The sequence below is a fragment of the Psychrobacter sp. Choline-02u-9 genome, from assembly GCF_002836505.1.
Lineage (GTDB): Bacteria > Pseudomonadota > Gammaproteobacteria > Pseudomonadales > Moraxellaceae > Psychrobacter.
This window is the reverse complement of record NZ_PJBF01000064.1, coordinates 23630-32600: the sequence shown is the minus strand read 5'-3', so window position 1 is coordinate 32600 and position 8971 is coordinate 23630. Positions and strand designations below refer to the sequence as shown.

Annotated in this window: 8 protein-coding genes; 2 read left to right on the top strand and 6 right to left on the bottom strand. The window is 43.1% G+C overall.

Annotation, left to right across the window (positions count from 1 at the left end; all coding sequences use genetic code 11):
• Positions 1–39: 39 nt before the first annotated feature.
• A complete protein-coding gene (locus CXF69_RS13455; RefSeq protein WP_057761532.1) occupies positions 40–288 on the bottom strand; it encodes an HP1242/YdcH family protein in 249 nt (82 codons plus the stop codon).
• Between the two features lie 439 nt (positions 289–727).
• Between CXF69_RS13455 and ahpF the strand changes: the two genes are divergently transcribed.
• Both ahpF and CXF69_RS13445 read left to right on the top strand, forming a co-directional pair.
• Positions 728–2305 (top strand): alkyl hydroperoxide reductase subunit F, encoded by a 1578-nt coding sequence (ahpF, locus tag CXF69_RS13450; protein ID WP_057761530.1) that lies wholly within the window; start codon positions 728–730, stop codon positions 2303–2305.
• A 324-nt stretch (positions 2306–2629) separates the two neighbouring features.
• Entirely contained in the window at positions 2630–4012 is a 1383-nt protein-coding gene (locus CXF69_RS13445; protein WP_219621265.1) for an alanine/glycine:cation symporter family protein, read from the top strand.
• A gap of 73 nt (positions 4013–4085) precedes the next feature.
• Here the strand turns inward: CXF69_RS13445 and CXF69_RS13440 are convergent, their stop codons facing one another.
• From CXF69_RS13440 to CXF69_RS13420, 5 genes are all read right to left on the bottom strand, one after another.
• On the bottom strand, positions 4086–4838 hold the full coding sequence (locus CXF69_RS13440; RefSeq protein WP_228706797.1) for a glutathione S-transferase family protein: 753 nt from the start codon (positions 4836–4838) through the stop codon (positions 4086–4088).
• Between the two features lie 195 nt (positions 4839–5033).
• The gene (locus CXF69_RS13435; protein WP_102078816.1) at positions 5034–5891 is read right to left on the bottom strand and encodes a bile acid:sodium symporter family protein; all 858 of its coding nucleotides are present in this window, start codon (positions 5889–5891) and stop codon (positions 5034–5036) included.
• 387 nt (positions 5892–6278) lie between these two features.
• Positions 6279–6611: a protein tyrosine phosphatase family protein gene (locus CXF69_RS13430; RefSeq protein ID WP_057761521.1), complete on the bottom strand. Its 333-nt coding sequence runs from the start codon at positions 6609–6611 to the stop codon at positions 6279–6281.
• Positions 6612–6674: 63 nt separating this feature from the next.
• Positions 6675–7001 (bottom strand): protein tyrosine phosphatase family protein, encoded by a 327-nt coding sequence (locus tag CXF69_RS13425; RefSeq protein WP_057761519.1) that lies wholly within the window; start codon positions 6999–7001, stop codon positions 6675–6677.
• Between the two features lie 236 nt (positions 7002–7237).
• Positions 7238–8941: a SulP family inorganic anion transporter gene (locus CXF69_RS13420; RefSeq protein ID WP_102078815.1), complete on the bottom strand. Its 1704-nt coding sequence runs from the start codon at positions 8939–8941 to the stop codon at positions 7238–7240.
• Between the last annotated feature and the right edge of the window lie 30 nt (positions 8942–8971).

Genomic DNA, 8971 nt, shown 5'->3' with positions numbered 1-8971 from the left:
GTATTATTTTTCAGCTTATCTCTAAGTATAGACGCAATATTAAGCGCGAGACTGTGCTTTATTTTTATCAATGGTTTTATAAATCTCGTCTTTAAGCTGTAGCTTTCGTCGTTTCATCTGTTCGATTTCTTCGTCGCGACTGGCATGCTTGACCACATCGTTTTCAAGCTTATTGATTTGCCTATCTAGAGTTGTATGCTCGTCAAAGATACTCGCAAAATGCGTGTCCTTTTGCTTGAGCTCATCGATAATATCACTGTGATCTTGCCATGTGTCTGTCATTGTCATGTTGTCATCCTTGTTATTTAGTGCAAGCTTAGAATAAGCGTAAGCACGTTATGGTTAAGACGCTTATGATGGTGAGATTTTTTTTGGAAGGGGTGAAAGTTTAATGGTAATAAAGATAGCTACTTCACGATATTGATAATGCATATTGCTATCAATACCATTCGATTGTAGCGAAAAAATAGACTATGTACCATCACTATCATTTACCTATGTATTTATATTTAATTATTTAAGTTAATAAACGATTGGTTTTATAAAACATAAAGTTTGAGTTTCTCAGCTTGCCGAAACTCGCTAAACGCTTGATAATAGACACATCAAAGGGCATGAGCCCACTATATATAACCTTTTATACAAAATTATTAACACCAACTATTTCATATTTAGACGCGTGGCATGATAGCTGCCGTTACATATTCAGTCATAATGAGGAACAAACATGATAGATCAGAATTTATTAGATGCCGTTAAGAGCTATAGCGAAAACATGACACGCCCAATTACTTTTGTATTAGGTAATGGTACGCATGCAAAACGTGCAGAATTGGTAGATTTTTTGACCAAGATTGCTGGAACAACAGACAAAATCAACTTCGATGCAGAAGCAACTGACGATAGTTTGCCAAGTGCGATTAGTTTTAAAGTAGTCAGTCACATTGATGGCGCATCAAACGACACTGGTATCGTATTCAGCGGTATCCCAGGTGGTCATGAGTTTACGTCGTTGATTTTGGCGATTCTGCAAGCCGGTGGTCATACGCTAAAGTTGGATGAAGGTATCCAAAAGTTAGTTAAGCGCTTTAATAAGCCATTACAGTTCCAGACCTACGTGTCATTGTCATGCCATAGCTGCCCAGAAGTTGTTCAAGCATTGAACCAGTTTGCGCTATTAAACGATGGTATCAGCAACGAGATGATCGATGGTGCATTGTTTCAAGAGCAAGTAGAAGCGAATAAAATTCAAGGTGTACCAGCTGTATTTTTGAATGGTAAGCCATTTGCTAATGGTCTAATCGACACTGCTAAATTGATTGGAAAATTGCAAGAGCAGTTCCCTGATTTACTGTCAGAAGTAGAAGACGATGCTGAGCAATTAGAGCAGCAAGACGTCACTATCATCGGTGCTGGCCCTGCAGGTGTGGCTGCAGCCATTTATACAGCGCGTAAAGGCTTAAAAGTTACAATGGTCGCTGATCGTATCGGTGGACAGGTAAAAGACACGCAAGATATCGAAAACTTGATTTCAGTACCGCTAACCAATGGTACAGATTTATCGACTAACTTTGTTAAGCACTTGGCTGAATACAACATCACGCTAAAAGAGCATGTGAGCGTTAAAGAAATTGGCGAAACTGAAGAAGAGAACTACAGTATCCACCTAAATACTGGTGAGACTTTTAATACTCGTAGTATCATCTTGGCGACAGGTGCTCAGTGGAGAAAGCTCGGTGTACCAGGTGAAGAAGAGAATATAGGTAAAGGCGTGGCTTTCTGTGCGCATTGTGATGGCCCATTCTTCAAGGGTAAAGACATCTCAGTGATTGGCGGTGGTAACTCAGGCGTTGAAGCAGCACTAGATTTGGCAGGTATCGTCAATCACGTTACTGTCCTCGAGTTCGCTGATGAGTTAAAAGCTGACCAAGTACTGATCAATAAAGCCAAAGAGAAGACCAACATTGAGTTCATTACTGGTGCAGCGACACAAGAGATCAAAGCGACTGATGGCAAAGTATCGTCTATCGTCTACCAAGATCGCAGCACAGGTGAGACTCATGAGCGTGATTTATCAGGGGTGTTTGTACAGATTGGTTTAGTACCAAACACTGGATTCATCAAAGGCTTTGTTGATCTAAACCGCTTTGGTGAGATCGAAATCGATGAGCGCTGCCGTACAGATCGTAAGGGTATCTTTGCATGTGGTGACGTAACCACTGTGCCATTTAAGCAGATTAACATTGCGATGGGTGAAGGTAGTAAAGCGGCATTGTCAGCGTTTGAATACTTGGTCATGCAGTAAGTTATTCGGTTTAGTTTCAGTATAAAAGGCCACCTCGGTTGAGGTGGTTTTTTTATGCTATCGCATAAATACGTCTCTATAGAACAAACCCTAATATTTAGGAAATAGCCACTTGCGTGAGCCAATAACGTGATTTCACTCAGAAAATATCAGTATTTACGTTACAAATTCGACATTTGCATTACAAACTCGTGTTGTTGATGCAATAATGTATGCAATAAAACCTATCATAGCGTCATGAACTATAAGGAAAATAGGCATGGAATACATTGAAGCTTTTTTCGCCCTAATCGGGGACTAACGTGGGGCTGGGCGCTCGTGCCTATGCTAATTATCTTTGGTTTATTATTTACCATCGTAGGTAGGTTCGCTCAGTTTAGATATTTTAAACGTATGTTCCGTGTGTTCAAAACGGATGAAGTAGGAGACGACGGAATTTCTGCTCGTCAGGCGTTGCTCGTTTCTATCGGTGGACGTGTGGGCGGCGGTAACATTGCTGGCGTTGCTGTTGCCATCTCTTTAGGAGGACCGGGAGCGGTATTCTGGATGTGGGTTGTGGCCTTAATTGGCATGATGACCAGTATTGTCGAGTGTAGCTTAGCGCAGCTTTATAAGCGTAGAGATAATGATGGTAACTTTCGCGGTGGCCCTGCGACGTATATTTTACATGGGTTAGGTAAAGACTATCGCTGGCTCGCCGTCATCTATGCGATCTCGCTACTACTGTCTTTTTCTATCGGGTTTGTGGCGTTCCAGGGCAACACGGTAGCAGGCTCAGCGCTTGAAAGCTTTGGAATTGACCGTTGGATAACGGGTGTAGTACTGGTAATTGCAGGTGGATTTATTGTCTTTGGCGGTATTCAGCGCATTGCAAAAGTAGCCGACGTTGTCATTCCTGTTATGGCATTAATCTATATCAGTATGGCGCTTATTATTATTGCGTTTAACTTTACAGAACTGCCTGCACTGATGGTAATGATTGTCAAAAATGCATTTGGCATTGAGTCTGTCGTGGGCGGTGGTATTGGTGTGGCAATTGAGCAAGGTATGAAGCGTGGTTTATTCTCTAATGAAGCAGGTCTAGGTTCTGCGCCTAATATTGCCGCCACTGCTTACGCCACTCATCCTGTTAGTCAAGGTATCTCGCAGTCACTGTCTGTGTTTATTGATACGATAATCGTATGTAGTGCCACCGCATTTATGATTTTACTGAGCGGCGTATATCAACCAGGTGCTGAAGTCGATGGTATTGTACTGGCACAGCAAGCGCTAACGACCCAGCTTGGGGATTGGGCGCAGTATATCTTGACCATATCGATATTGCTATTTGCCCTAAGCTCTATTATGTACAACTACTACATGGGTGAAAATGCCATTAACTTCTTGATCAAAAAGAATATCAAAATGGCGACTCTGATTTTGCGAATTGTTGTGATTGCGGTATTATTCTTGGGCGCAGTGGCTCCTGCCGCTACTACAGTATTCTTCTTCGCTGATCCATTGATGGGCGTGCTAGCGTTAGCAAACTTATTGGCCTTGATAATGTTGTTTCCACGAGCTAAGCGTCTACTTGACGACTTTGCAAGTCAGTTGAAATCAGGGGTTAAAGAGCCGTTGTTCGATGCGCAAGAGTATGAGAAGCTGGACCTTGATCTGAGCGCATGGGGTAAAAAAGCAGTAAAAGAGGCATTAGAGCAAAAGCAGTAAAACGTTATGCTCGAAGTCTTATCAAACAAAAAACCACTCTGGCTAAGCTGAAGTGGTTTTTTTATGTAAGATACTATTTATTCGCCAATACGCCAACGACAGACAGTATCTCGCCTGCTTCATCTTCTTCAATAATTCGAGTTTCTGTCAGTGCTGATTGTTGCCACGCTTGTATGTGCGGATGATTTAGCATGGTTTGGCAATACTGCTTGGTAAATGGCTGCAAAGTAATATTAGATGCATCAGCATAAGTCTGTAATCGCAGCACCACTGGAGCAAAAAACACATCAGCTGCTGTGAAATCTCCGAATAAGAAACTGTCTGCTGAGCGATCTTTTAAACAATCGGCAAAAATGTCTTCGATACGAGCGATATCTGCTAAGCAAGCACTACTTGGTTGTATCTTAGCCGTTGCTCGTATATTCATCGGCATCTCGTTACGAATGCCTGTCAATCCCGAATGCATCTCAGCCACGATGCTTTGGCAATAGGCGCTATTTATCCTACTTTGATTATTATTCCGTTTTTCAGCGTTAGATTTATCATTGCCTGTCCAAATATCAATATCCGTAAAGTACTCATTGACATGCATAGCAATAGCTAAGGTGTCCCAAACGGTTACTTTATTATCTTTTTCACCATAGACTAAAATAGGTACTTTACCTGTTGGCGAATGCGCTTCGAGCGTTGGACGTGCTGATGGATGAAACAACTCAACAAGCTGATCATCAAAATCAACATTGAATGCTTTAAGCAATAGCCATGCTCGTAGCGACCACGATGAGTAGTTTTTATTACCAATAATTAATAGCGGTTTTTGCATCATAGAGTCCTATTAAGCGATAACAGTAGCATTTTATTATGTACTCAATATTGAGTATTGACCAGTCTATAACCCAAGCCATATTTCCATCATGTAAATCATATCTCAAAAAAAACGCCCATCCAATGTTTGGAAGGGCGCTTATTTAGACGAGCACTTATTGAGAAGGGCGCTTTTTATTTCTCGTACTTACTACAATCAGTTCTTGTTTTTAATTAGGAAAATAACAGGCAGCGCAACGACATACATCAGCACACCGTACAAAGCAGCAGGCAGTGCTATAACTGGCAGTGTGCTCACACCCATGATGATAGGAGCTAAGGTAATAGCCGTCGTACTATTTTGGATACTGGTTTCTATTGAGATGGTTTTGGTATCAAACCAGCTGAGCTTTAGGACTCTAGAGATTAAGATGCTAATAGCAAATAAAATAGCAATGATAAAGACCAGCTCTAAACCAATTTGAGTGAACTGTGATTGTAGTAGTTGCCAGTTAGAGGCAATAGCAGCAAAGACAATTAGTACAAAAAACACGCTGGCCAAGCCGTTTAGAAGGCTGCTACGACGTACCATAAAGTCAGTAAATTTGTGGCGAGCAAGCATACCAAGAGATACTGGCAATGTGGTCAATAAGAACATGACTAAGCCAATCTTTATCGCGCTAATAGAGTTCGCCTGATCTTTCATAAAATGATCAAAAGCCAATGTAATTAAAATGGGCAATGTAATCACCGACAATATGCTGACCACACCGGTCAACGCGATAGAGAGCGCGACATTTCCTTTGGCATAGTAGGTTAGCATGTTGCTAGTGACGCCACCGGGACAAAAACTAATCAGCATAATCCCAAAAGCAATCGCTGGTGGCGGAGCCGTCACTAACACGACTGCTAGCGCAACCAACGGTACCAACACAACTTGATTGATTAAGCCAACAAAGAACGCTTTCGGATATTTGGCAATGACCTTAAAATCACTCAGTTTTAGCCCTGCTCCTAGAGTGAACATAATGTAGGCAAGGGCTAGTGGCAGTAATGCTAGCGCGGTATTATTCATCAAACATTCCTTGTAAAACTAAAATGCCATATCAAGATGGCTTTTTGAAAGTAAATAGCAGCGGGGCAACTTTGTCACCATACAGCTGCTCACATTCCATGTGTTTAGGTATTTAATCGTCTAGCTAATGAGGTGTCTCAACCACCAAGCTAGCTCAAGCATATCAAATGATAATAGCTGTATTACGCTCGTATAGTAACCCACTTGTCGTGACTATTGAGGTTGGTCGAGGTTGTTGGAAGCTATCGGGAAATGATTAGGCAGTGACTAGGTAGTGATTGATCTGTTTGTGGCTAATGAAGCTTTGAGCATAATGATACGCGCAATAAAAAGCCCACAAGATTCTGTGGGCTAAATACTCTAACTGTCTGGTCTATTTATGCTGCACTAGTCGTCTAGTAAATCCATTTGCTTGGCTGCTTCATAGATACCGTTTGAGCGGTTACCCGTGCGGCAAAAAATCAGCATTGGCTGCTCAGCTTGATTAAAGAAATCTGCAAACGTTTCGACGTGAGTTTGATTCAGCTCATTACCTGCAAAAGAAATCTCTTTATAAGCAAGACCAGCTTCTTTGGCTGCTGCTTCGATTTCGGCACTGGTTGGCTGATTTGGCTCTTCACCATCAGGACGGTTATTGATAATGGTTTTGAAACCATTTTCGGCAATCATAGGCACTTGGTCAGGCGTGATTTGTCCGGTAAAGCTAACTTCATGGCTCATAAGAGCTCCTTTTTTTATTGGTGTTGTTGGGTTTATAAAACGTGTTAGTTCGAGCGATGGTTGTTATAACAGGCCTTGCATCAATGCGCTTTGGTACAGTAGCTTGGCGCGTGCCCCAGTACCACAAAACATTAATATAGGTTTGGGCATTGAGTGATAGAAATCGGCAAACTGCTCGACCGTTAGCATACTTAGGCGCTCATCATCAAACGGTAGATGCTGATACGCTAGGTTTGCCTGTTCGGTAGCCGTTGCCAAATCGCAGCTATTAGGCTGTGTTTCAATCTCGGCATCTGGGCGAATATTAAGCACTGAGCGATAACCAAGCTCAGCAATCTTAACGCACTGGCTTGGGTATATTTGCTTATAAATCGTTAAATCATCGGTCATAAAATAGGTTCAGTTATATTTGTTAAAGTATATTTATTATTGATAGTTAGGCTAAGAATATCAAAGGACTATAAATCAGCATTTTTTAGGCCGATTTCTAGGTTAATTGATTCCCTATTTAGTGTGTCTAGCATAACACAGGCGCTATCATAGCGATATTGTGTTGTAGACCACAATATTAATTGAGGTTGAGTGAAATTAATGTAGCAGCAACTTTGTTGTGGTCAAACTATAGATTATTTTAACGCATCGACAGCATCTAAAGTACTCAGATAGACTTGCCCTGATAGCTCGCTAATCAATGGTGTATGACCGATGATGTCCATCACAGGACCTTTGATAAAGCTGAAATGTAAGCGCTTATTCTGTAACGCCAACTCGTGGTTTAAGGTGCAAAGCATTTCTTGGGCGGTCAGATCTATATGATTGACGGCAGCCATAATCAATATGATTTCATTGGCATCGGGATATTGCTGCATGGCATTGAGGATGCGTCGATGTACAGATTCACTATTACCAAAGAACAGGCTCTCATCGATACGTAACATCAATAAATTGTTAAAAGTTACGACGTCATGGCGATTGATATTACGAAAATGTCCTGTACCGCCCAACTGTCCAACGACAGCCACGTGCGGCTTACTCGACTGCCAGATGAGACTGGCGAATGACACCATTAGACCAATGACCAGTCCCGTGTTTAGTCCAAATATCAGCACACCGACGAACGCAGCCAAAAAGCTAGCACCATCTAAGCGATCACGCTGCCATGCAGATTTCAACGTCGCAATATCTATCAGGCCAATGATAGAGGCCATGATAGTTGCGCCCAGTAGTGCATAGGGTAGTGGAGCAAGCGCATTGCTAAAGGCTATGAGCGCGGCCATCATTACCAGTACAGTGACGAGACTAGCAAGTGGTGTCTTCGCGCCTGAATCGGCATTGATAGCCGTACGCGAAAATCCACCCGCAACCGCAAAACTTTGGAACAGTCCACCAGACAGATTGGCTAGCCCAAGTCCAGTCAGTTCACGATTGGCATCAAAGCTCTCACCACGCAAACGAGCATAGGTGCTGGCAACTGAACTGCTCGACACAAATACGATCAGTGCCATCAATCCTGCGGTTGGCAAGAGTTTCAGCGCCTCTTGTAGGTCTGAGATATGCGGTAACGTAAAGCTCGGCAGCCCCTGTGGAATACGACCGATGGTCGCGACACCATGTGTGCTCCAATGCAGTGCCATACTGAGTACGATAGCAATGCCAAGTAAAATAAGCGGGAATAAGCGCTCTGCCCATTTGGCATACGACGATGATAGCCACGTCTGCCATATCCACTCACTTGCATAGCGATTGGCAACCAATAGCGCAAATGCGGTAATACCGATAGCTAAGGTCAATGGATGCAGCTGGCTGGCATAGCGTTGCATGGTAGATAGATACCCAATCAAACTATTGCCAGTGACCGGAATGTCTGTCAGATATTTGAGCTGACTGACAAATATAAGAACCGCTGCACCGCTTACAAACCCTGCGGACACACCGCGACTGATAAACTGCATGATCCAGCCAAGTTTTAACCGTCCTGCAATCCATAGCAGTGCACCTACCATTAGTGCCAATAGGCTGGCCATCAGTGCATACTGTTCAGTGCCTTGCTCAGCATAAGGCAGTAGGCCACTGGCTGTCATGATGGCGGTAATGGCAACGGGACCTACGGCTTGCACGTTGCTAGAGCCGAGCCACGCATAAACGAGGACAGGTACGATCGCTGCATATAGGCCATAGACAGGCGGCAGTCCTGCAAGCACCGCGTAACCTAGGCTCTGCGGTATGACCAACACGCCCACCACTATGCCTGCGACGAGATCAGTCGGCAACGCTGAGAGCTGGTATTGACGCAGCCAAGCTGGAATCAGACGAGCGACGATAGAGGACATATCAATCACCACAGTAGATAGTACAAATAA